Here is a 21,787-nt window from a genome sequence, read left to right as displayed (position 1 = left end):
TGGCATAACGATTACGAAGGATGAACGATGATTATCTCCGCAAACAAGATGCAGACGCTCAAGGCGGCGCCGAATTCAGCCTATGAGGTCATCCTTCCGGAGTTCCTCTACCACTCAAACAAGATTGAGGGATCCACCTTCACGCTCGATCAGATCGAGACGCTCTATGTGCGGAATAAGGTGACCGGAGACCATGACTTTGATGACATCATCGAGACCAAGAATTCCTTCAAGATGTTCGATCGAATGGTCGACACGCTCGGTGTTGAGTTGACGCCGGAACTCCTCATTGAATTCGAGACGATCCTTCACAAGGGAACGACCATGGCAGCCAACGGTGAAAGCGGGCATTTCAAATACATTCCCAATCGCATCAGAAACAGCTCGGTACAGGTCGCCCTCCCGAGTGACATACCGACCGCCATACCGCAGCTACTCGCCGAATGGGACGCCAGCCCGAAGGACTTCGAGTCGATTTCTCGTTTCCACGCAAGGTTCGAACATCTGCATCCGTTCCAAGATGGCAACGGGCGAATCGGCCGCCTCATTATGATGAAGCAGTGCATCGAAAACGGTGTCGACCTAATCGTCATTGACGAAAAACATGCGGACGAGTACAAGAGCTGGATGGAGATCGCGCAGACTCAGGGCAATTTCCGCTTCTTCGATGAGGTACTGCGGAAGTGCCAATCTTCTTTTGACGCCAGGATGCACGAGATGGGTGCAGACTTCCTCATCCAGCACACCCCTGAGACTCTTGAGGAGGGGAAGCGTTCAATCGACCCTTCCCTTCCGTCGACCGCCAAGATCCAGGCAGACTTAAAGGCTCTCGAAAATAAGGGCCGAGCAGCTAACGCACCTTTGAGTGAGGGACATAATCCCCACGGCGTTTGATCTGCAATTTAGCAGTGCCATATCTAGACCGAAATATAGCGCAGTGGGTGAATGAAAGCTCCTCCAAGCGCACCTAAACGCCCCCTTGGGCGACTTCTGCTGCGAACTCGGGACTCCACAGGGATCTCTGTTAAGCACTATAACGATCGAGAAGAAGGGTCTGACCCCGGAGAAGTTCCGGGGTCAGACCCTCCCCAATCTAGTCATAATTGAGTGCGTCAAGATTTGACATGTGGTTCAACAAGTAACGACACATGTAACGACGGGTCGTTGAATCGCCTAAGCTCCCACAACCCGTCTTGTGGCGACAACAACGCTGTTCTTGTACTTGGCAAGCTCAGCAATTGACAACTTCTCGATCGCGCGTATATATCGCTTCATATAGACAAAATCCACCTTTCCCTATGCATTAACTGGAACAATAATCTTGTCGTACTCCACCCTGCCTCCGGCTGTGGCTTTATGTCCGCGAGAATACTTGCGCTTCTTTTCGTTAAGAATTGATGCGTTTATTACCGCTGCCAAGTACAATCCAACCTCACGATTCGGTATGTCGCTATCCTTCAGGCCAATCAAATAGGCGTCTGTATAGACTCCTATGGAATCCTGATAATAAGTCTGTCCTTCAGTCGGCGGACCATTGTAAATGATGGACAACACGTTCCGATGGTGAACGAAATCAGCCGGGCGTCAGTAATACATAATGCCGTTATTGTTGAACTTGCAGTTAATCAACGGCAGAGAGAGCTCATCTGTCATCGACTTGCTGGCATTGTCCTGTTTACGTCAGCTCTCCAACGGCACCTGCGCTACCCTCATCTGTGACATGTTCAACGTCCTGCCGCCCTATATGGACTACTGGTTACACCGGCGGCGTAGTCCGCTAAAATGGCGGCATCGTGGTATACACGATAGATAGGAGCCTCAATGCCGTCGAACATACCAGCAACCACCATCAGGATCGAGCCGGAGAAGAAGAGAGGCATCCGCCATCCTCGACGAACTCGGCCTCTTCATGTCAACTGCCGTCAACGCATGCCTCAAGGCGCTCGTCCGAGAAGGCGGGATGCCATTCGAGATGAAGGTCGCGCCAAAGAAGAACGAGGAGTAGCCTGGATGCCGCAAATCGAGAAAGAGAAGACAGATAGAGGCCTCGCGTACATGGAGGCCATCGCGGGGCGGTGGTTCTAAATGGCGTCATACACTACCGAGCGCGAGGGACAGATCGAGTTCTACGAGACGTTCATCCCGAGGGTAGACCCAGATTTGGATTTGGACGGGATTCTCGCTGACGACAACGACGGCGTTATCAATGGGAACCTCCTGGAATTTAAGCTTCGCGTCATCGATCTTAACGCCGTTCTATTCCAATGCGTCAAGTACCTCTCCGCCCGCCGACTTAAGGGAAAGCCGGTTCCTGCGAACGTGGTGATCGTCTCACTTGAAGATTCCGTTGCCTACATCTATCGCTCCGAGGACTACCTTGGACAGATTGAGACGGTGTACAACGGCCCTTCGTCCAAGAACAACAGCGGGTTCACGGCAGGCAAGTATGCGGACAAGCTGGACTATTCAGACCAGCTTTCTGCCGAAAGGCTCGTAATGACGCTGAAGACCGACAATTACACGAAGACCCACATAGACGAAAATTGCATCGTCGGATGGGCGGAGGAATACTATCGGCTGAGACCGGACGCCCGCAAAGAGCACTTCATCGGCGACAGCACAGGAAAACATCAAGTTACTGGAGAGATTAGACAGCCCAAGATTTCATCCCGCCCATCGAGGCCAAGGACACCTTCGATGCCGGTAACGTAAGGGGCGCCGACGCTTTAACTCAAGAGTATGTCGAGAATCCACTTATCAGGCGTTATATCGATGACCCGTCATGTACGATTATTCTCTTCGAAAACCCACCGTTCGCTGAGACCACTTCAATGGAACATCAGAAGCGCGGCGAGGGAAAGCGGTCGTCTTCTGGCTGGAAGGCAAGTTGGGTTCTGGAACAGATGAGAAAGGCCGTAAAGGAGAATCCATCGATTTCTGGAACGTCGACCAACGATATGGGAAACGCCTTCATCTGGTCCGCGTTCGAGTACTATCTCCGACAACCAACCGACAGTTATGTCGTTTTTTCACCGGTTAAGTACTGGAAGGCCCAGGGTCTCGTGAAGAAGCGCTTCATTGACGGCTTCGCCGGGGATAGATTCCATTTCCATGCAAGGAAGCACTCATGTGTCCTTGTCGCCCTATGGTCGAATGAGGACGCAGAGAGCAATTCGTTCACGGTGGACGGCTTCGATATCGTCAAAGGGAAACTCGGAGCGCCGGTTTCTCTAGATTTCAGAAAAGTCGACTCGCTCTACAGCTCCCGTTACTACGACAAGCGCAAAATGAACGATGACATCGATGGCGGAATCCTTCTGCAAAAAACTGGGAACGAGGCAACGACGCAGAAGAAGCGGCTCAAACCTCGCTGGAACAAGAACATTCTCGGCTATATGGTTGCGGACGGGGTCGGGTTCGATAATCCCGAACTCCATTCGATACTTGTCTCGGCCGGCATATTCAACGGCAATGGCTTCTATCTCCGCCGTGACAACTTTTTGCAGAAGCTGCCCATGTTCGCTGCCTCCCGCTACATCTCCTATAACGGATCTTGGACGGAGCGAGGGCGCGTTATGAAGTCTGCCGACGGAGCGGACAAATTCCTGAAGGACGCTGCTTCCGGAAAGTTGGATCAATGGCTGTTGAGGACGCTCCTGTTCACATGCTTGGAGTACCAGAATCACATGCGCTCGTTCACGGGTGGCGACGGTAGAACATACAGGAACGAGCTGTGCCTTGACACTACGAATGGCAGCACGGTGGCTTCCGAGACGCTCGAGAAGCTCGATCGCCGCGTTCGCGAAAGCGAGCTTCTGGCCGCATGGTCTAGGGTCCTTGAGGAGGCAAAGGAAACGACTCTATACGACAGCTCGCTTACGTATGGTTTCTATCAGATAGGTGAAGAGCTCAACACTTGGCATGAGTCGCCAAATGGAAAAAAGGGACGAATATATGATTACCCGTCCCTAAACGGGTCGATTCGTACTCTCAAGGAGCTTAACAAGGAGTACTACCTTAAGGAGATTGTCCCTAAGCTTTTCGAATATGAGTTCCTAAAATAGTGCGTCGATTGAATCGAGTAATCTGTTTTTCTGACTGTGCCTCCTGAATCGATTATCAGATTCTGGGGGTACAGTCAATTTATCTATGCATGAAAGCCTTTATGTCAATTCTGGTCTAACAGAGCCATTACTAATGCGCGATATTCTTGCAAACCAGAACGCTTCGATATTTCGCCCCACCCAACGCGGAGGCGCAAGTAACCAGTGTAATGACGGAATCAGTGCCGCCGAAATCCGATTTTTCACTTGCGCAGTCGGACAGCGTGTTGAGCCAGGCATCGAAATCTGATTTCCCGGCAAAATCAAACCTAAGCAGCACGTCATAGCCCATCGGCACCTTTAAGCCGTACAAAGGTGTATAGCGAGAGGTTCTGCCATCCTTGTCCTTGAAGGTCACAGTACCGATACTTGAAAAACAGTCCCTTCGATAGCAATTCTGGAGTTCACTAAACGCCAAGGACCCGATACCCATGTTGTGACCGTAGATAAGCATGTTCGAGCTTGTTGGCGACGACCCCTCTGCAATGTACGGACATCCGGAAAAAGACGGTGTGCGATCGAAGCCGTGATTGAGATAGAAGCCCTTCGAATCACCTTGCCGGCATGAGACAACAGGGGTCGAGATCGAGGTCCCTTCAACGGTGAGCCAGCCGGCATAGTCCGGGTTCTCATCTGCAAGAGACTGTCCACCGTCTTCTGCCTGCGCCTTCTGCTCAGCTGTATTTGTAATGACAGTCTCTCTTACAACTTCTGCGCCGAGGCATATGAAGATGAGCACCGAAGTCACGAGAACACCTACGGCGATCCTTGCGGTGGCAAAATGCTTAGACCCCGATGCTGCGCGTTTACATTTCCGGTCGAAGCGCCTTTTTGTAAGCTCGCTGACCGGACCCATAAGGGGATTCATCCCTTCTTCTCCTTAATTTGCTCCTTGACGCCCGGCCAACCCATAGACTTTTCAGGCGAAAATTCCTCATCATCGTGGAAACGTTTGACCTGAAAACCGCAGCCGGACGCAAGCACGAAAGACCCGCCTCTGTAGGCCCAGCTGTTAGATTCGCAAACGATGGATTTCCCAGACTTAGACACCTTCAAAGCGCTGCCACACAACGGACAGACCCCGTATTTCCTGAGATTCTTCTCATGGGCGCGCCTCTTGGCGCACTCGATGACAATCGTTGCATCCCTTTTGGTAAGGTTGTCGAAATCAAGGTCGCCCGCGGAGTCACCCAGCAGCCTCTTTATAAAAGTCAGCTGAGGCTCCGAGGCTGGATCCTCGGCCCATTTTGCCGCGCGTTCGCGGTCCCATAGCGCTCTATCGTGCGAAGTCTCGTAGTTTGATTCAAGCCAAAGGAGAATGTCCTGCTCGGCAACTTCAAGCGACCTATAATACCTGCGCTCCGTCTCCCCCAACCTCGTAAGGTCCGCAGTACAGCAATCGAGAAGATCCGGTTTATAAAGCGTGACCTGCCATCCCCTGTCTGATGCGCCGGGGCCGGCGATATTGCGATCGCCGTTGTAGTGGATAACCCATGCGATGGATCCCGTGGAAGATAGCACGTTGACCTTGCGCGACGTGAGAACCCAGCCGGAGGGGCAATCCTCCACCTCCTCGACCCTTCTTCCCAAATCGAGGAGCGAGCCATCGAGTTGCTTCTTACCGACCCTCTCGGGGAAATCCTTTTCATTGAGTCCGAACAACGTTGGCGGAGTGCAGATACTCTTGTCGTCCGACACGCCCAAACAGTCGATAAGCCTAAGTGATTTCTTTTTATAGCCGGTTACAGGGTCGGTGTAGAGCCTCAGCCCTCGCCCGACCATTTGCGTATAAAGGGATGGATTCTTCGTCGGGCGTGCCAGCAATACGGTTTCAATTAACGGCATATCCGTGCCCTCGGTAAATACCCCATAGTTGATAAGACATGGAATCTCGCGCGTAGTGAACGCGTCGATGATCTGTCGTCGCTCGTCTGCCGGCGTATTTCCATCGACCACCACGGATCCAGGAATGATTTCGGCCAATGAATAGGCGTGGTGAACGCTCGACGCAAATATAAGCGTCTGGCCTACATGAAGCTCATCGTATGCAGCCGCGACCTGTCGATTCGTCTCTGGGCGGTCAACCCGTTTCGCGAGTTCACTCACCCGGAAATCGCCCATACCGGTGCGAACGCCCTTCGTCGACCAGTCCACGATGGTCCTGCGGCAGTCAATATCGCAGAGATAACCGTTGGCGATTCCCCAACGCAGGTCTTTCTGGAAAACGATATCGTCAAATACCGCTCCGAGCCCTCGGTCGTCTCCCCTTCTCGGCGTCGCCGTGAAACCGATGTGGAGGCGAGGCCTCAAGTAGTCGTAGATTTTCCGATAGGATGGTGCCAGGGCGTGGTGCGCCTCATCGGTGATAACCATGTCGAAGTCGCCGGGTTTAAATTCCCTTTGAAGGCGATTCGCAAGCGTCTGCACCGAAGCCGAGACTACCTCCTCACCATGCGAGTGCCGCTCGGCCTTTTCTATGCCGACCGGGCAGCTGTAGTACTTAACTGGCTGGGTCACAAGCTCCTCACGATGGGATAGAAGTAGTACCCTCCCCTTCCTGCCTATTTTGCTGAAAGTCACGGTTTTACCGAGCCCCGTGGCCATCTGCACGAGATGGGATCCACTCTCTAGGGAATTGCAGATATCCACGCACTCCTGCTGATAGTCCCTGAGAACAATCTCATCGGGTGACATTGCCCCAGCCCTCCTCAACGGTAAGCCCCTCCACGCCTGCTGCTAGTCCGTTGACGAGCGCGGCATGCGCGGCGGGCCCCATGGCAATTACCTTTTCGATGAGCTTTTGAATGTTGCCGAAATACCAGTCCTCATTCATCAGGCACGCATCATCACTAAAGCCAAGGCGGTCTGGCAACGTGATAGATAGCCCGCACTCGAAATCGGACAGGGGATCGCGAGTGAGGAGCGCAAGCCCATGAGACTCCACAAGGAGTGCCCGCGCCAAGTCGTCTGGGCTCACGACTAGCATCCTGTCGCACAGTTCGCGATACTCGTCGTTGTCGCCTCCGGGCATCTTGTAGCTTCGATCGAGGAATATGCCGTTGTCTGGGTTGGAGATATCGAGGTATTCACGTTGCAGCGCGACACCCGACTCATACGACGGATCCGGCATATGCACCTCATCGATGCAACCGGTCTCGTAGTAGATCCTCAAGGATGAAGTGTTCATCTTTAAACCGTGTTCTTTCTCTCGGAAACCGCCGCGACCTCAGGACGGATGTAAACCGAAGGTGCTTGGGTTTTTGTCGCTTTCTCGATGCTCTCGAAACGACCTCTGTTCTCATGAAGGATTCGCCTTGAAGCGGCCGACTCCAACGCGGCCGCAATAGCCATCGAATCTCTGGTTTGGATTGAAGTCGGAACGCTGAGTTGCCGTCCTTTGGACCTTCGCAGGAACTCGCCAACCGAGGGGACGCCTCGCAAATCCCTTACGGCCCTTGCGCCGACAAAGCCCTCAATTGCCCCAAGGGACTCGCTTAACGACTTGGCGTCAGCTCGCGCGCCATCAAGCGACACGGAGAGGCCACCTAGCTCATCTCTTAGCCTGTTGAGAATTGCTCCCGCTTCGCTTTCGTAGCTATCGGCCCCCGATACCTCGGGAGCGACTTTTGAAAACGCCATTTTGCAAAAGGCGGTATCGTCGTCAATCTGATCCAATAGGGCGTTACGCTCTTTTCTTTCTGCTTGCGTTATCGACGGTAGCGACTCCAACTCGTCGATCCTCGCCCTGGCAGATGCAATCCTCTCCGAGCGCTCCAATACATCTTCTGCAATAGATATCGATGACTCTATTTCATGGACCTCTTGCTCCATGGCCTCAACCTTGAGCATCTGAGACCTGAAAGCCTCCTCAACTTCTGAGACGGAGCTATACCCGTCAGCAGAAATTGCGGAAAGGGCTTTAATGCCGGCGCCAATTGCACCTATACCACGACGGCTTGATTTTGCTGCAATTCTTGACCTGAGGGCATCCTCGAGCCCCCTGTTATGCGGCGAATAGCCCGCGTTTAGAACCTGAGATTTATGCTCTTGTCGCCTTGTGATTCTAGAGCTCGTCTCCCCATTCACGACATCGACGGGTATCCCCAACCGGGCGCGAATTCCGAACTCGTCATAATTCGACCCGAGTGAAGACGCAAGGACCTTCTTGTCGTGACCTCCGCTGTCAGGATGCCTATAGCCAATACCCCGACGACTCCATTCCACTGTAAAGCCTTCAGCCTCGAATCTCTCTACGAACTCATCCCAGTCGGAGCTATTTGCGATTGACTTATCAATAGCATCCCTAATCTCCGCCACCCAACTTCGGCGCCCACGACGCCTAAGCGAGCGTTCGGCAGCACTCATACGAACTGACTGGATTGTGGGGGCCTGCCGCCCCTCTCGCATTGCCTTCCTGCGCTCAGAGAGATCCGGCAGCGTTCCCATGCCATGCTCGCGCGCTATCTCTTGTGCAACACGCGCCATGGTGTCACTGTCCTCGGGCGTTATTTGAGCTTTAAGTCCATTGGAAGAATTTACCGCATTGAGGATAACATGCGCGTGCATGACCCCATGTGCGTTGTCGTCGTGAACCGACCAGATCCACTGCCAGCCCTGCTCTGCTGGCCAAACCCTCTCACACCATTCCTGGGCGAGCTGGCCAACCTCCTCTGCAGATGCACGGTCCCTAGGGTCGGGCGACAGGACCCATTGGTAGTAGTTCCTCCAGACTAGGTCGGGGTTTGATTTTCTTTTCCGCTCAAACCACTCCGGGGGTTTATCCTTGCCAAATCTTTTCCGCGTTGCATCCATGACCTTATGCCATCCGAACGGGGTATCGGGCAGACCTGGGGAATGGCCGAACGCCATGGATCGCGAGGCGGATTTGTCACCGGTAAGGTATTTCTCCATCCTCTCCTCGTGATCCTCCGCACCCCTATGGCCAAACGACAGATAGTCATCGACCTGCCTACAGCTGCCGCTGCCGCCCGAAATTGTCTTAAGAAAGGGCATCGCGCCTCCTTTCGGCGGGATATTCGGCCTCGATTGCACGAGATAGCCGCTCGCATGCGTCAACTAAATTGGGCTCAACGGTATCAATCGCCGCGAAAATGGCCATAGACAGCCTTCGGGCTTCGGCGGCCCGGGACTGCCCCGCTATCGCCTTGGCGTTCGAGTTGAGCTCAGATAGCTGCACTGAAATTGCAATGAGCTCATCCCAGATGCTTCTTAGGGTGGACCCCGATGAAGCATGGGTCTCGTAGAGCGTCTTATACAAGATGTACTCAGTGATGGACATGTTGAGGCCCTTTGCCAATGCACGAATGGCGTCTGCCTCCTCGATAGTGCTTCTGGCCTCTATGCGCGCCTCTTTTAGCTGTTTCTTACGGGGCTTCTTGCTCATGCACTGTCTCCTAATTCATGCTTCTTCAAGCGTAGGGCAGTGATACGTACCGTGCCGTACAATTTGGTGACAGGTGGTGCCAATGTGTTTTACGTCCTATCTACTGGAATACCTGCCAGAAGAAAGGGTCCGTTAAATCAGTAAGGGTCTATGTCATTCCCGAACTACGGAAAGTGGCATCTCCAGATCACCCGATTAACGGTATTTTGTAACTTCAGTAGAAGTGGAAAGGCGAATAGTGATAAGAGAGAACTACTGAACTACGTAATAACGCAACTGTGCAATAGCGCGACTATGAAGTAGCGTAACTGTGTAATAGCGTAATAACGGCAAAGCGGAATAACAGAACCACGTGACTGCGGCATAACAGGACTGCTTAACATTTCAGGGAATGGGGCACTGGTCCCGCTCGCTTTGCACTCTGGACAAACCTCTTTCTTAAAATACAGACAGCTGCAATCCCACTTTCGCATGCGAGCTGTAGCGAAAGCCGACCTTATTCCAAGCAATGGCTGAACGCCTCTCATCAACTCTTTGGATCCAGTTTGATAGTCAAGCTACTCATTCTCGTAAAGCGTAATTGTTAGATAAGTGAACTATGCAAGAAGTGAACTAAATAAATATGTAATAACGAAAGGACGTAATGACGTAACAACGTAAAAGCGGAATAGCCTAAATACGAAACTACAACATAGCGTGCCTACTCAACAATCAGCGAATGGGGAAGATGGTCGCGGTCACTCAATATTCTGGGAAATGCCCTGCAGGAAATACCATAAGACTCGACCCTATATTCGTGTCTGAATTTTCTCGGTAACAGACCTTAATTTCGAGATCAAGCAGAGAGCCTCTCGACAGTTTTTCGGTTTGAGTTTGGTTGCGGGCATACTAAGTAAAAACCGACAAGACCAGAGTTTGACCTATCCGCAAGGCAGCATTGTAATCCACTTTATGAACGAGCTTCAGTTTTCGAGGGTGCGATGTTCGCACTAACGCAATGGCAACACAGTGATATTGCGTTATCACCGGATAACTGATTAACGGACAAAGCAAATAAGCGGACTATGCGAAAAGCGAACAACCGAACTACGTGATAACGACAGTACGTCATACCGTAACAAAAGAAAAACCGAATAACATAACTGCGCGACCATGCCACAAGGAACTGTTGGGCACTTAAAGAACGGGAATGCTGGTAGCAGACGTTTGGTACTCCAGACAATGCCCTTCATCAAATACCACCACCTGATCCCGCGCTCACGCTTAAGCCGCCAAGACCGCTGACCAAACTTACGATTTCTATTAGTGCGTCTCACGTCAGCCTAATGGCGGCAGTTCGGTTGACAGAGCGCGCAAGGTGAAATTCATCAAGATCGGAGCATGGCGTATCCGCTAGGTATCGTTATGGCTCATTGCGAATATGAAACCGAATGGGCCACGCCTGTAAAGGATGACCGGCAATGCTTTTTAGGCTACGAAATGAAGATCTATCTAACCGCTCAATATAGGTAAAACGTAACTCCGTAAGAGATGAACTACGTAAGAGATGAACTGACGAACTGTGTATTTACGCAATAACGTAATAACGTTATTGCGTAACTATTTATCGCCGCAGGCGCCGGGTTTTAGGGCAGAGCCCTAACAAGCGCCGCCCTTCGCGGCGGTACGCTACCGGGCAAAACGCAGTTTTGTACGGCAGCGTACGACTCTTGCGGACAAAATTCAGGACCGAACGGTACGATGTTCAATAGTTCTACTATTCCGTAGTTTCGTGGTTCGCATTTTACGGTTTGCTGCCTTTACGCTATTGCAACTTGTCGTTATTACGTAATTCTGTAGTTCGCTTTTCCCATTGTTCATGTATTCACCTTTTCCATATTTCAGTAGTTCGTCTAACGATCGAACTGGCAATGGGGCCCGGCGATAAATGATTTCCCATTCGATACCGGAGCCCCATTGTCCTTTAGATCGAGTTAAATAGAAAAATGCCGGGGCCGTCTTTTGGCGGCCCCGGCATTTCGTCTTATGCCGATGCGGCGGTCACTCTGTCGCCTCTGCCGAACCCATAACCGGATTCATAGCCGTCGGCTTTGACATAAGGATCGCTAGTAGTCCTGACTTTAATCTTGGTCGTCCTCAAGCCGATCCCATCCATGTGACGGTTGACGGATTCGGGGACGACGATCGCGAGCGCCATGGACTCGTCATTGCTAACCTGCTCCGCATAGGCTCGCTTGAGACCGGAGATGAAGCCAAGCATCCACGTTCCCTTTACGCCCTTCTGACGTGAGACATTCCCGTATCCCATGGCCTTCATTCGCGCGGAATAGGTCCTGAAGCAGTTCTCGGCCGCATTGGCGCTCGCCCTAAAGCAGCACGAGGCGACAACGGAATCCTCGCCCTCACCGACGAACACGACAGTCCTTCCATTGTTGCTATATGACGTGTAGGCCCTGCACCTGTAGTTCGCTGCAACAACAAGTGCAAGGGTTTTCTTCCACTCGGGAATTCGACGGCCGAGATCGCAAACCTCCTCGCCGACTTCTGCCGGTGAATCGTCCAGATTGATGTCCTCCAACTTAAGGTTGTTCGCAACGAGGAGCCTCTGGAGCGCCAACGAGGCGGCACGCGCTTCGCCTTCGGTCGCGGCCCCGTCGATGAGGGCGACGATCTTCCTGATCTTCTCGTCGATGTTCTTCATGGTTCTCTCCTTTGGAGTGGGGCGAGGGCTCGCAGGCCCCCGCCATTGGCTGTTCTTGAAATTAGGCGGCGCCGGAGCGCTCCCCCTGGGCGGTGGCCGGGGGAATAAAGGCTGGGACGGCAACCGTCCCGGCATTGGATCTATTTGATTTGGCTGATATGGAACGTGGGGACACCCCAGTCGTTGACGTTGATGAACAGCTGGAACCTCTGGTCGGCATAGGTCAGATCGATGAACATGCTGCCGTTCGAGCACTCAACGCCACCGTCCGGGAAACTGGCGACGAGCATGTCCTTCTCGGTGTGCAGCCCGGACTCAAGCCACCTCTCGCCGTCCTCTCCGCTCCACTTGAAATAGCTTTTGACGCAATGGGGGCCGATCGCCTCAAACGGCTCTTCCGTCCAAGACCCGATTTTGTCCCATTCGTACTCGATATCGAAGGAATAGGGGTAGAAATCATCCTTGGAGTGGACAGCGGAAAACCCGAGTTCAGACATCGCCTTGCAGAACTCGAACGACTCATGGTCGGGGTAATCCTTCTCGATGCCCTTGAAATTCGCGCTAGCAGGGATCTTCTTCAACGCCTTTACGGCGGCTTCGAGCTCCTCCTTGGACGCAAACTTAATTTCGCCGGTACCCCATGCGTGGTAGCCCATCTGGCTCCTCCTAACCGCACGGCGTCGGCACCGCCCCTCGCGTGTGCCCCTCGCGACCCCGCCGCGCGTCGCTTTAGCTCCGGCGAAAGCCGCCGCGGGAGGGCGCGGCCCGTCAGGGGTCTGCACGGCAACCTCCACCAGGCCCCGCGCCCCGCGCGGGGGCTTGTGCGGGGTTCCGTGCGGGCCCTTGACGGGGTGCGGCCCCCGTGGCGACGGAGCGTGCGCGATCGGGTTGCCGCCCTGGCGCGCGGCCGCGCCCCGCGCGGGCCGTCGGCGGTGGACGCGGCCGCCACGGCAGTGGCCGCACCGGCGCAGCCGGCGGCCGAGGGGGTCGCAGGGGGACGGGCCGCATCCGTCCCCCTGCGGACGAGCGAGCGTTGTGCGCGCTTTCGACGGCCGTAGGGGCTCCTTGTATAGCCCCAGGCTGTCGGAAGGGAGTGCAACGCGAGCGACCGGTGAGGGCCTGCGGGGGTCCAGGGGGAGGCGGCGCCGGAGCGCTCCCCCTGGGCGGGAGCCGGGGGATGGAAAAGCCCGCCGGGCTGGGGCGGGCTTCAAGTGAGCCGGATACTATCAGTGGTCTCCGTAATGCGTCTTACACGAGACGATCTCTATGCCTCTGTCGGTGATTCTGTAGACCAAGCGATTCGCCTTATCTATGCGGCGCGACCAGAGACCCGAAAACTCACCCTTTAGGGGCTCGGGCTTTCCGATCCCGTCGGAAAGCCCATTTCGATCAATGTCTAAAATCAGGGCATTGATGCGCTTGAGGGTCTTTCTGCCTTGCGCCTGCCACCAGAGATAATCAGTCCATGCCTCCGGTGACCAGACCTTATTCATCGTCATCGAGCAATCCCCTGTCCAAGCCGTTGCCTGAGTCGAGCGCTGAAACTGAGCGACGCAGATGATCCATGTTCTCGCTGGAATAGAAGGGGTCGATCGAGACGTCAAAAGGAATCCTCCCCTCCCTGCACACCTTCTTGGCGAAAATGGTAAAAGCTGTGGTGACTGACATTCCAAGCTCCTTGCAAACTGACTCGAAGTCACGTTTGGTAGATTCTTCGATTCGTATGTTGATGTTTGTGTTCGACATATGCCATATCTCCTTCATGCTAATACACTGTATATACCCTGCTTTGCATTGTATATACAGTGTATCACTTGCTAGAACGGGATATCCTCGTCGTACAGATCAACCGCCGGCGGGACGGCGGCAGGCGCCGGCAAGGGCGCGGAGGCCGGGGCAGCAGCGGGGGCGCTGCCGCCCTGACGCTGGCTTATGAACTCGATCTCGTCCACGATGACCTCTAACTTGGATCGGCGCTGCCCGTCCTTCTCCCACGAGCTGTAGCGCAGCTTGCCCTCGATCGCGACCTTGTTGCCCTTGGCGAGGAAGCGGCTCACGGCCTCGGCGCGGGTGCCGAACATCGTGCAGTCCACGAAGTTGGGGTAGTCCTCCCACTCGCCGGTCTGCGCGCTGCGGCGGCGGTCGTTCACGGCGACGCCAAAGGAGAGAACCTGGGTGCCGCTGGCGGTGACGCGCAGCTCGGGGTCGCGGGTGAGGTTGCCGGTGATGTTGACTCGGTTGATGCTCATGATGATATGCCTTTCGTCGCATGTTGGTGAAGTTGGTGGGTCGGGGCGAGTCGCCGCCCCGACCATTGGAAATATTATCTAGAACCTAGTGAACCATCGGTCATAGTCCTCCCCCTCCCAGACGATGTAAGATCCCTCCTTCACGACCGGGCGGAGTGCATCGAGGAAAACGTCCTCGTCGCCGGTCTTGGAGTCATAGGAAAGGCCGATAATATCCCCCTCATCGTTATAGTCGATCCCGAAACCAAGCTCCTCCAGAACCTTAGGGAGGCTGTCGCAAACCTCGTCGTAGTTCCAGAGCATCCACGAGAACCATTTGTCTGGACTGCTCGCGCACGACTTGGAAACAGCGGGCTTAGGTGTCGGAGTGCCGCCGGACTTCCCTCCACCCTTCAAGTCGTCGCGGCTGTTGAGATCGCAGACGATTTTGTAACCTCGATCGAAGTCCTCCTTCTTGATGGTGAAATCTGAGTAGACGATCTGAACGTGGTAGCCCATCTGGCTCCTCCTAACCGCACGGCGTCGGCACCGCCCCTCGCGTGTGCCCCTCGCGACCCCGCCGCGCGTCGCTTTAGCTCCGGCGAAAGCCGCCGCGGGAGGGCGCGGCCGCCAAGGCAGTGGCCGCACCGGCGCAGCCGGCGGCCGAGGGGGTCGCAGGGGGACGGGCCGCATCCGTCCCCCTGCGGACGAGCGAGCGTTGTGCGCGCTTTCGACGGCCGTAGGGGCTCCTTGTGTAGCCCCAGGCTGTCGGAAGGGAGTGCAACGCGAGCGATGCCAAAGGGCCTGCGGGGGTCCAGGGGGAGGCGGCGCCGGAGCGCTCCCCCTGGGCGGCGCGGACGAAGAGGGAGCGGCTCCGAGCAGGGAGCCGCTCCCTGATGTAAATCCGACCCTATCGCCCCATTCGGTGTGCGGGGTATCTATCTTCCGATTCGCCAAATACCACCGACAGGACTTCTTCCTCCCGCTTGAGATAGAAATAGAGAAAGAGGGCGCAACAGATCGGGTAGGCGAAGGCGACCAGCAGCTTGATTTCAAAGAGGTAGGCCAACGCGATGGGTACAATGCTTTTAATCAAGATCGCGGCATCCACCAGTGTCGGCCTTACGCAATCGAGCCGAATACCTTGAAATCGCTCACTTAAAATCATATAGTCGATAAACCCCATGATATTCCTTTCTACGCTATGGTATTCGTGGGCTTGACTGCGAGCCGCCTCCCCAAAATGCGGCTCGCTTTTCTTTTCGATCTCACCTCGCTTTCCACTGGACTGAAAGCGACTTGGGGCAGGGCTGCGAACAGCCCTGCCATTGTTTGGCTCCTATGCGGCGGACTCCGATACTCGAGCAACCATGCTGCCGTTGAACATGCCGTTAGGGGCAAGTGTGCTCGCTGCCATCGCGACGATGAACGGATAGCCGATCTCCAAACACTTGCGGTACAGGTTCAGGGTCTCACTCTCATCGATCGGTGCCTTGTCGTGCGCCGGGAACTGACCGACAAAATATGCGCGCCCGTCCAGAATCGCAAACCTCGCCGACAGTCCGGTTCCGGGTTCAAAGGAGCGCTCGATAGCCAAACCGTGCATATAGGCGCTGTAGACCTTGAAGCTGCCCCCTTCGAGGACATCGGAGACGACAATCCCCTTGTCGTCGGAACCGTCATCGAAAAGACCGTCGTAGCGGAAAAACCCGTACTTCGCAGTCCCCTTAATCTCACTGAGAATCGCCTGTTCTTATTAGATACGCCCTCGACACGGTCGAGGTACTCATCGATGCACCCACGGCCGAACACCATGCTGTCGAACATGATCCACTCGGTGAAGGCATAGTTGAGCACTGCCTGAGCAATCCTCTCGCAACCGTCAAGGTCGACCTCGTCGCCGCAGAGTGCCCTAAAAGAAGCCCATGCCTTATCGAGGAACTCGCCCTTGTGCAGCGCGCACCACATGCCCATGCCCTCGATCGCCCTGTCGACGGCTTCCTCACCGTAGGTGTTGGCAGTCTCCTTTTTGTCCATGATCGGACCTCCTAACCGCACGGCGTCGGCACCGCCCCTCGCGTGTGCCCCTCGCGACCCCGCCGCGCGTCGCTTTAGCTCCGGCGAAAGCCGCCGCGGGAGGGCGCGGCCCGTCAGGGGTCTGCACGGCAACCTCCACCAGGCCCCGCGCCCCGCGCGGGGGCTTGTGCGGGGTTCCGTGCGGGCCCTTGACGGGGTGCGGCCCCCGTGGCGACGGAGCGTGCGCGATCGGGTTGCCGCCCTGGCGCGCGGCCGCGCCCCGCGCGGGCCGTCGGCGGTGGACGCGGCCGCCACGGCAGTGGCCGCACCGGCGCAGCCGGCGGCCGAGGGGGTCGCAGGGGGACGGGCCGCATCCGTCCCCCTGCGGACGAGCGAGCGTTGTGCGCGCTTTCGACGGCCGTAGGGGCTCCTTGTATAGCCCCAGGCTGTCGGAAGGGAGTGCAACGCGAGCGACCGGTGAGGGCCTGCGGGGGTCCAGGGGGAGGCGGCGCCGGAGCGCTCCCCCTGGGCGGGAGCCGGGGGATGGAAAAGCCCGCCGGGGCGGGCTTCATCGGGATCCCCTCGCTAGAACGGGATATCTTCGTCGTACAGGTCCACGGCGGGCGGGACGGCGGCTGATGCCGGTGCGGGCGCGGGAGTGGAAACGGGGGCTGCAGCGGGGGCTGCGGTGCCCTGACGCTGGCTCATGAACTCGATCTCGTCCACGATGACCTCCAGCTTGGATCGGCGCTGCCCGTCCTTCTCCCACGAGCTGTAGCGCAGCTTGCCCTCGATCGCGACCTTGTTGCCCTTGGCGAGGAAGCGGCTCACGGCCTCGGCGCGGGTGCCGAACATGGTGCAGTCCACGAAGTTCGGGTAGTCCTCCCACTCGCCGGTCTGCGGGTTGCGGCGGCGGTCGTTCACGGCGACGCCAAAGGAGAGAACCTGGGTGCCTCCTGCGGTGACGCGCAGCTCGGGGTCGCGGGTGAGGTTGCCGGTGATGTTGACTCGGTTGATGCTCATGTCTATATGCCTTTCGCTACATGCTGGTGAATTTGGTGGGTCGGGGCGAGTCGCCGCCCCGACCATTGGTGGAATTAGTCAGTGACGCGGAAGAAATACTCCAGCTCCTTGTCGCTGAGGTTCTCCATGGCGTAACCGTCCGCGATCCTCCACAACGAGTCGTAGAGCTTCGACAGTTCGCGGTCGCCGTTATAGTGCTGGAAGATCTTGTGGTTCAAAACGATGACGAGGTCGGTGAGGTAACGGAAGTCCGACTTCCAATCTGCAAAGGCGCGATTGAACGTGTCTCGGACAGCGTCCTTGCCGAAGGCATCGGCGATGGAGAAGTCGCTCCAGAAGGTGGTGCTGAAGCCGTCCTCGTAGGGATAGGCGTAGGGATCAGCCTGCGCCACCGGGGTGTTGATAACCATTGCGTCCATGATCGGACCTCCTAACCGCACGGCGTCGGCACCGCCCCTCGCGTGTGCCCCTCGCGACCCCGCCGCGCGTCGCTTTAGCTCCGGCGAAAGCCGCCGCGGGAGGGCGCGGCCCGTCAGGGGTCTGCACGGCAACCTCCACCAGGCCCCGCGCCCCGCGCGGGGGCTTGTGCGGGGTTCCGTGCGGGCCCTTGACGGGGTGCGGCCCCCGTGGCGACGGAGCGTGCGCGATCGGGTTGCCGCCCTGGCGCGCGGCCGCGCCCCGCGCGGGCCGTCGGCGGTGGACGCGGCCGCCACGGCAGTGGCCGCACCGGCGCAGCCGGCGGCCGAGGGGGTCGCAGGGGGACGGGCCGCATCCGTCCCCCTGCGGACGAGCGAGCGTTGTGCGCGCTTTCGACGGCCGTAGGGGCTCCTTGTATAGCCCCAGGCTGTCGGAAGGGAGTGCAACGCGAGCGACCGGTGAGGGCCTGCGGGGGCCCAGGGGGAGGCGGCGCCGGAGCGCTCCCCCTGGGCGGGAGCCGGGGGATGGAAAAGCCCGCCGGGCTGGGGCGGGCTTCATCGGGATCCCCTCGCTAGAACGGGATATCTTCGTCATACAGGTCCACGGCGGGCGTGACGTGTAGGCGGCCTGCGTCGGCGCTACTCCTCGGAACCCTCCGGCTTGATGGTCGACAGGTCCATATGCCTGCAAGCCTAGAAGAATATAAGCCAGATGATACCCAAGAGCAGGGAGACATATCCCACAGCGGTCACAAGGAAGTCTATGAAGGCGAGGGCCGCGGCAGTATCGACCCGGATGCCACAGGGAGCCAAGTTCAATGCGAACCCATGCAGGGGATACATGGCACAGATGAGGCATATCGATTCGAGACCTACCGCCAACAGGGGATTCACCCCCGCCAGCTCCCTCGGATAGAACAAGCCCATCAGGACGGAATCCGCCACCAGCGCCGCCCAAATCAGGAACACGCCGACCTTAAATGCCTTGGTGTCCTCGACCAATGCCAGGGGCATCATGCAGCCGAAGAAATCGAGCAGCAAGGCCGAGGCGATCAGCAGGACTACCATCAGTCTGCCAGGTTCTCGGCGGAACCGACACCAGACGCGTCTCCGTTTAGGTCGACATCGACGACGACGTGGTTGCCGTCAGCGGAGACAATGGCGGCCGTCGCGTTCTCGGCGTATGCCGGGAGGGGCGCGATGCAGCCAATTGATGCAGCGACAATGGCCAGGGCGACGAGCGGCCTCACCGCTGCGGCGGGTAATTTCATTTCCATTCTCCATTCTTCCCAGAGCAAACAATTCCTCGACGCCGCCCGACCTTCGCCCGTGAGAAGAGGTGTTTCTCAGAGCGGCGGCGCCCCGGGGAATGTATCCGATTAAAATGCACGCAGAGTATGCTTGGGCTAGTTTTCCAAGGCCAGGATGCACGCCCTGATATACGCGCTGGTAGTGAGGTTTGAGGGCAGAATCTCCGGATGTGCCGCGCGAGCGCTCACGAGTCCGGTCATGAGGTCCTTGTACACCTCATAGGGGACGAGGGCCGTCCGGCTATAGCGCGTGGCACTCATCGATCGCTTGGGGTTGTCCAAAACGGAAAGATCGAGCTCCCCACCGTTGATACGGTCGCGAAGTGCATCCTCGATGACACGGCTGACATTGGCGTCTCTCCTGGGGCCGCCTTTCAGTTTGAGCTCGAGAACGCGACGCTCGAGGATTTCAGCCTCGAGCGGCGAAGTCGAGAAGGTGACCCTCTCTTTTTTGGATCCGGAAGAAACCTTATTGGGTGTGGGGGACGCCGCGGGTTTGGATTTGCGAACGCTCGCATGGGAAATGGGCGACGCGGGTGCGTTGTCCTGAACAGGATCTTGCGGGGCGGGTCCCGCGGGGCGGGACCCGGAACGATTCTGTGCCCCAAAATTTGGCAAAGTGAAGCGTGGCGCATTGCTCATCATGTCGCCAACGAGGTTATCGGGTAGGTTAGAGGCCACAGTTACTCAACTCCTTCGGTTTCACCGGCTGCGGGCTTGAGCTCGCACCAGTTCATGATGTTGCCTACAAGGACGTCATACTCGAAAGCTGCGCCCTTGAGGACGTTCATCTCGTAGATGCTGCGACCGTTCGCCTGCGCGTCCTGAATGGCGACCGTTATACCGATTCGGCGCTGGAAGACCTTGAGGCCCATTTTGGGGAACTCTTCGACCATCTGGGAGGCAAAGGCCCTCGCGAGCTTGGCGATACCGCGATAGAGCGTAATGAGGACGGCGGGGGCACTAATCCATGCAACATCATAGGAATCGGATACCGCGCTGAGGAGCTCGAGGGTCTGCTCGACGGCCTCGGTGCCGAGCCTGTCGGCGGTAGTCGGGATGACGAGATGGGTGGCGGCAATGGTGGAGGAAATCGTCGAGAAAGTCATGCCGGGCTGGGTGTCGACAACGACGGCATCGAAGCCGTGCTGGGAGACAGCCGACTCTATTGCGCGCGTCAGAGAGTACTCATTGATCTCGTTACCCTCGAGGTCCCTCTCGTCAGAGACGTTGGCCAAATCGAGATCGCCGGGCACGGTCGCCTGCCCGTCCTCGGTGCAAACCACTTGGACGCCCTTGAGGAAGCTAGAACTGCAGCAGGTGCCTTTCGCGACGCAGTCCGACTCGATTCGCCCAAGCGAGCCCTGGGGATCCATATCCACGGCTAGGACCTTGAGGCCGCGGCGGCGAAGTCCGTCGGCGATTGCGTCTGCGGAAGTCGTCTTGCCGACGCCTCCCTTCTGGTTGGTGAACACGATCACAGGGGTGAAATTCGGCATAGTGATTCCTTTCAAATTGAAATTGAAAACAATTAGAGCCAGAAAATGCCTAGGAGCGACTGGCGATGCTCATGACCACAAGAGCGATCGGGATGGCGATGAGGCACGCTGCCGCGCCGACAATAAACTGAAGGACGGCGTAGGCGAGCCCGCTTACAAAAAAGGCTACGAGCGCGACAATCCCCAAGATAAATTTGATGATTGGAATGTAATCAGGATAAGAAGACATGGACCCTCCAATGCCCTAATTGGACCGATGGCGGAAACTCCGCATTGAAGGTTGTTATTTAATAATAACAGAATTATGTCATTAATGAACTGCGGAATAGATGAATAAAAGAATTAAAGAAGAAAATAAAAGTGCAACGACGGAATAAGCGATTTTAAGAAAACATGGCGAAGAGGAAAGCGTAATCAATGAACTAAAGAAGTACGTAACTGTGTCATTGCGTAACTGTGTCATTGCGTAACTGTGTCATTGCGTAACTGTGTCATTGCGTAACTGTGTCATTGCGTAATATCACTTCATTGCAGTCGCGACTTGCAACTTTTCCTTGGGGGCTTTCCGATAAAGGCCTCCACCCGGAATCGTCCTCATCACCATTGTCGAATAGCCGGAGCACGATCGCAACGGAAGTAATAAGAAGCAGTAAAGCCAACCCATCTAGCCGGAGAAGGTAGCTCAAGCCGGCGAGTGCAAGAAGTAGTCCAGATGCAAGTAGGATAATAATCCGGGTCATATGCGTACCCGCCAAAGGATTACGGCGCTCACGCGGCATCACCAACGATGATGCTGTAGAGATCGTCATCTGACGCTATCAACGCGACGATATGGTTTCTCCTCCTGATGACAGTCCTCTTGGAGACGCCCAAGAGCGCGCCGATCCTCTCGCATGTCAGGTTGTCGATATAGGACAGCTGGAAGATAGATCCGAGTCCCGGCTCGCAATCGTCCAGCGCCTCGACGACGACCATTACGAGATTCAATGTCGAATCGATATGCAGGACGCGGTTCCTCATTCGCTCCCTCTCATTCGATCGGGACGGCAGCTGCCTGAGCGCTGTCTCGCACTGGCTTCTGATCGAG

Annotated in this window: 25 protein-coding genes; 4 read left to right on the top strand and 21 right to left on the bottom strand. The window is 56.3% G+C overall.

The genetic code is table 11. The features are described 5' to 3' along the window. Window positions 1–27 precede the first annotated feature (27 nt). The 4 genes from ACGHEN_RS05445 to ACGHEN_RS05430 all read left to right on the top strand — a co-directional run bounded on the left by ACGHEN_RS05445 (window position 28) and on the right by ACGHEN_RS05430 (window position 4,064). Window positions 28–894, top strand: coding sequence for a Fic family protein (locus tag ACGHEN_RS05445; RefSeq protein ID WP_390397864.1), 867 nt, complete (start codon window positions 28–30; stop codon window positions 892–894). Window positions 895–1,909: 1,015 nt separating this feature from the next. Then, window positions 1,910–2,005, top strand: coding sequence for a hypothetical protein (locus ACGHEN_RS05440; protein WP_390397862.1), 96 nt, complete (start codon window positions 1,910–1,912; stop codon window positions 2,003–2,005). Window positions 2,006–2,085: 80 nt separating this feature from the next. Further along, complete coding sequence (locus ACGHEN_RS05435) at window positions 2,086–2,712, top strand: hypothetical protein (protein WP_390397859.1); 627 nt, start codon at window positions 2,086–2,088, stop codon at window positions 2,710–2,712. 119 nt (window positions 2,713–2,831) lie between these two features. Further along, window positions 2,832–4,064 (top strand): hypothetical protein, encoded by a 1,233-nt coding sequence (locus ACGHEN_RS05430; RefSeq protein ID WP_390397858.1) that lies wholly within the window; start codon window positions 2,832–2,834, stop codon window positions 4,062–4,064. Between the two features lie 130 nt (window positions 4,065–4,194). On the opposite strand, the gene ACGHEN_RS05425 is transcribed toward ACGHEN_RS05430, so the two are convergent. The 21 genes from ACGHEN_RS05425 to ACGHEN_RS05325 all read right to left on the bottom strand — a co-directional run bounded on the left by ACGHEN_RS05425 (window position 4,195) and on the right by ACGHEN_RS05325 (window position 21,720). Further along, entirely contained in the window at window positions 4,195–4,971 is a 777-nt protein-coding gene (locus ACGHEN_RS05425) for a hypothetical protein (RefSeq protein ID WP_390397855.1), read from the bottom strand. Next, window positions 4,968–6,797: a DEAD/DEAH box helicase gene (locus ACGHEN_RS05420; RefSeq protein WP_390397853.1), complete on the bottom strand. Its 1,830-nt coding sequence runs from the start codon at window positions 6,795–6,797 to the stop codon at window positions 4,968–4,970. Before ACGHEN_RS05420 ends, ACGHEN_RS05425 begins: the two co-directional genes overlap by 4 nt. After that, window positions 6,784–7,290, bottom strand: coding sequence for a hypothetical protein (locus tag ACGHEN_RS05415; RefSeq protein ID WP_118334667.1), 507 nt, complete (start codon window positions 7,288–7,290; stop codon window positions 6,784–6,786). The genes ACGHEN_RS05420 and ACGHEN_RS05415 overlap by 14 nt, the downstream gene beginning before the upstream one ends. Before the next feature lie 2 nt (window positions 7,291–7,292). Further along, complete coding sequence (locus ACGHEN_RS05410; protein ID WP_390397850.1) at window positions 7,293–9,116, bottom strand: relaxase/mobilization nuclease domain-containing protein; 1,824 nt, start codon at window positions 9,114–9,116, stop codon at window positions 7,293–7,295. Continuing rightward, window positions 9,103–9,507: a hypothetical protein gene (locus ACGHEN_RS05405; RefSeq protein ID WP_118334670.1), complete on the bottom strand. Its 405-nt coding sequence runs from the start codon at window positions 9,505–9,507 to the stop codon at window positions 9,103–9,105. Before ACGHEN_RS05405 ends, ACGHEN_RS05410 begins: the two co-directional genes overlap by 14 nt. Before the next feature lie 2,023 nt (window positions 9,508–11,530). Continuing rightward, window positions 11,531–12,208 (bottom strand): DUF2786 domain-containing protein, encoded by a 678-nt coding sequence (locus tag ACGHEN_RS05400; RefSeq protein WP_118334672.1) that lies wholly within the window; start codon window positions 12,206–12,208, stop codon window positions 11,531–11,533. 140 nt (window positions 12,209–12,348) lie between these two features. Further along, a complete protein-coding gene (locus tag ACGHEN_RS05395; protein ID WP_390397846.1) occupies window positions 12,349–12,864 on the bottom strand; it encodes a hypothetical protein in 516 nt (171 codons plus the stop codon). Window positions 12,865–13,434: 570 nt separating this feature from the next. Next, entirely contained in the window at window positions 13,435–13,701 is a 267-nt protein-coding gene (locus tag ACGHEN_RS05390) for a Txe/YoeB family addiction module toxin (RefSeq protein ID WP_390399377.1), read from the bottom strand. Beyond that, window positions 13,694–13,954 carry a type II toxin-antitoxin system RelB/DinJ family antitoxin gene (locus tag ACGHEN_RS05385; protein ID WP_390397843.1) on the bottom strand — a complete coding sequence of 87 codons (261 nt, stop codon included), beginning with the start codon at window positions 13,952–13,954 and terminating at the stop codon, window positions 13,694–13,696. The genes ACGHEN_RS05390 and ACGHEN_RS05385 overlap by 8 nt, the downstream gene beginning before the upstream one ends. Before the next feature lie 71 nt (window positions 13,955–14,025). Beyond that, complete coding sequence (locus ACGHEN_RS05380; protein ID WP_390397841.1) at window positions 14,026–14,457, bottom strand: single-stranded DNA-binding protein; 432 nt, start codon at window positions 14,455–14,457, stop codon at window positions 14,026–14,028. 78 nt (window positions 14,458–14,535) lie between these two features. After that, a complete protein-coding gene (locus ACGHEN_RS05375; protein ID WP_390397839.1) occupies window positions 14,536–14,955 on the bottom strand; it encodes a hypothetical protein in 420 nt (139 codons plus the stop codon). A gap of 391 nt (window positions 14,956–15,346) precedes the next feature. Further along, window positions 15,347–15,622 carry a hypothetical protein gene (locus ACGHEN_RS05370; protein WP_390397836.1) on the bottom strand — a complete coding sequence of 92 codons (276 nt, stop codon included), beginning with the start codon at window positions 15,620–15,622 and terminating at the stop codon, window positions 15,347–15,349. A gap of 153 nt (window positions 15,623–15,775) precedes the next feature. Then, window positions 15,776–16,042 (bottom strand): hypothetical protein, encoded by a 267-nt coding sequence (locus tag ACGHEN_RS05365; protein ID WP_390397833.1) that lies wholly within the window; start codon window positions 16,040–16,042, stop codon window positions 15,776–15,778. Window positions 16,043–17,037: 995 nt separating this feature from the next. Beyond that, window positions 17,038–17,475 (bottom strand): single-stranded DNA-binding protein, encoded by a 438-nt coding sequence (locus ACGHEN_RS05360; protein WP_390397831.1) that lies wholly within the window; start codon window positions 17,473–17,475, stop codon window positions 17,038–17,040. A 74-nt stretch (window positions 17,476–17,549) separates the two neighbouring features. Beyond that, entirely contained in the window at window positions 17,550–17,894 is a 345-nt protein-coding gene (locus ACGHEN_RS05355; protein ID WP_390397829.1) for a hypothetical protein, read from the bottom strand. Window positions 17,895–18,584: 690 nt separating this feature from the next. Next, window positions 18,585–18,959, bottom strand: coding sequence for a hypothetical protein (locus ACGHEN_RS05350; RefSeq protein WP_390397827.1), 375 nt, complete (start codon window positions 18,957–18,959; stop codon window positions 18,585–18,587). Further along, complete coding sequence (locus ACGHEN_RS05345) at window positions 18,959–19,162, bottom strand: hypothetical protein (RefSeq protein ID WP_390397824.1); 204 nt, start codon at window positions 19,160–19,162, stop codon at window positions 18,959–18,961. Before ACGHEN_RS05345 ends, ACGHEN_RS05350 begins: the two co-directional genes overlap by 1 nt. Window positions 19,163–19,297: 135 nt before the next feature. Next, window positions 19,298–19,882, bottom strand: coding sequence for a hypothetical protein (locus ACGHEN_RS05340; protein ID WP_390397822.1), 585 nt, complete (start codon window positions 19,880–19,882; stop codon window positions 19,298–19,300). A 2-nt stretch (window positions 19,883–19,884) separates the two neighbouring features. Next, window positions 19,885–20,700: a ParA family protein gene (locus tag ACGHEN_RS05335; RefSeq protein WP_156597185.1), complete on the bottom strand. Its 816-nt coding sequence runs from the start codon at window positions 20,698–20,700 to the stop codon at window positions 19,885–19,887. A 49-nt stretch (window positions 20,701–20,749) separates the two neighbouring features. Further along, window positions 20,750–20,929, bottom strand: a complete 180-nt coding sequence (locus ACGHEN_RS05330) for a hypothetical protein (RefSeq protein WP_390397819.1) — start codon at window positions 20,927–20,929, stop codon at window positions 20,750–20,752. Between the two features lie 539 nt (window positions 20,930–21,468). Continuing rightward, window positions 21,469–21,720 carry a hypothetical protein gene (locus ACGHEN_RS05325; protein ID WP_147351783.1) on the bottom strand — a complete coding sequence of 84 codons (252 nt, stop codon included), beginning with the start codon at window positions 21,718–21,720 and terminating at the stop codon, window positions 21,469–21,471. Window positions 21,721–21,787 lie beyond the last annotated feature (67 nt).

Source organism: Collinsella sp. i06-0019-1H4, assembly GCF_042849575.1.
Lineage (GTDB): Bacteria > Actinomycetota > Coriobacteriia > Coriobacteriales > Coriobacteriaceae > Collinsella.
This window is presented reverse-complemented; position numbering and strand designations above follow the sequence as displayed.

Excerpts from the sequence above, each read along its gene's own strand:
- ACGHEN_RS05445 (WP_390397864.1), top strand. The coding sequence starts at position 28 with ATGATTATCTCCGCAAACAAGATGCAGACGCTCAAGGCGGCGCCGAAT.
- ACGHEN_RS05440 (WP_390397862.1), top strand. The coding sequence starts at position 1,910 with ATGTCAACTGCCGTCAACGCATGCCTCAAGGCGCTCGTCCGAGAAGGC.
- ACGHEN_RS05435 (WP_390397859.1), top strand. The coding sequence starts at position 2,086 with ATGGCGTCATACACTACCGAGCGCGAGGGACAGATCGAGTTCTACGAG.
- ACGHEN_RS05430 (WP_390397858.1), top strand. The coding sequence starts at position 2,832 with ATGGAACATCAGAAGCGCGGCGAGGGAAAGCGGTCGTCTTCTGGCTGG.
- ACGHEN_RS05425 (WP_390397855.1), bottom strand. The coding sequence starts at position 4,971 with ATGAATCCCCTTATGGGTCCGGTCAGCGAGCTTACAAAAAGGCGCTTC.
- ACGHEN_RS05420 (WP_390397853.1), bottom strand. The coding sequence starts at position 6,797 with ATGTCACCCGATGAGATTGTTCTCAGGGACTATCAGCAGGAGTGCGTG.
- ACGHEN_RS05415 (WP_118334667.1), bottom strand. The coding sequence starts at position 7,290 with ATGAACACTTCATCCTTGAGGATCTACTACGAGACCGGTTGCATCGAT.
- ACGHEN_RS05410 (WP_390397850.1), bottom strand. The coding sequence starts at position 9,116 with ATGCCCTTTCTTAAGACAATTTCGGGCGGCAGCGGCAGCTGTAGGCAG.
- ACGHEN_RS05405 (WP_118334670.1), bottom strand. The coding sequence starts at position 9,507 with ATGAGCAAGAAGCCCCGTAAGAAACAGCTAAAAGAGGCGCGCATAGAG.
- ACGHEN_RS05400 (WP_118334672.1), bottom strand. The coding sequence starts at position 12,208 with ATGAAGAACATCGACGAGAAGATCAGGAAGATCGTCGCCCTCATCGAC.
- ACGHEN_RS05395 (WP_390397846.1), bottom strand. The coding sequence starts at position 12,864 with ATGGGCTACCACGCATGGGGTACCGGCGAAATTAAGTTTGCGTCCAAG.
- ACGHEN_RS05390 (WP_390399377.1), bottom strand. The coding sequence starts at position 13,701 with ATGAATAAGGTCTGGTCACCGGAGGCATGGACTGATTATCTCTGGTGG.
- ACGHEN_RS05385 (WP_390397843.1), bottom strand. The coding sequence starts at position 13,954 with ATGTCGAACACAAACATCAACATACGAATCGAAGAATCTACCAAACGT.
- ACGHEN_RS05380 (WP_390397841.1), bottom strand. The coding sequence starts at position 14,457 with ATGAGCATCAACCGAGTCAACATCACCGGCAACCTCACCCGCGACCCC.
- ACGHEN_RS05375 (WP_390397839.1), bottom strand. The coding sequence starts at position 14,955 with ATGGGCTACCACGTTCAGATCGTCTACTCAGATTTCACCATCAAGAAG.
- ACGHEN_RS05370 (WP_390397836.1), bottom strand. The coding sequence starts at position 15,622 with ATGGGGTTTATCGACTATATGATTTTAAGTGAGCGATTTCAAGGTATT.
- ACGHEN_RS05365 (WP_390397833.1), bottom strand. The coding sequence starts at position 16,042 with ATGCACGGTTTGGCTATCGAGCGCTCCTTTGAACCCGGAACCGGACTG.
- ACGHEN_RS05360 (WP_390397831.1), bottom strand. The coding sequence starts at position 17,475 with ATGAGCATCAACCGAGTCAACATCACCGGCAACCTCACCCGCGACCCC.
- ACGHEN_RS05355 (WP_390397829.1), bottom strand. The coding sequence starts at position 17,894 with ATGGACGCAATGGTTATCAACACCCCGGTGGCGCAGGCTGATCCCTAC.
- ACGHEN_RS05350 (WP_390397827.1), bottom strand. The coding sequence starts at position 18,959 with ATGGTAGTCCTGCTGATCGCCTCGGCCTTGCTGCTCGATTTCTTCGGC.
- ACGHEN_RS05345 (WP_390397824.1), bottom strand. The coding sequence starts at position 19,162 with ATGAAATTACCCGCCGCAGCGGTGAGGCCGCTCGTCGCCCTGGCCATT.
- ACGHEN_RS05335 (WP_156597185.1), bottom strand. The coding sequence starts at position 20,700 with ATGCCGAATTTCACCCCTGTGATCGTGTTCACCAACCAGAAGGGAGGC.
- ACGHEN_RS05330 (WP_390397819.1), bottom strand. The coding sequence starts at position 20,929 with ATGTCTTCTTATCCTGATTACATTCCAATCATCAAATTTATCTTGGGG.
- ACGHEN_RS05325 (WP_147351783.1), bottom strand. The coding sequence starts at position 21,720 with ATGAGGAACCGCGTCCTGCATATCGATTCGACATTGAATCTCGTAATG.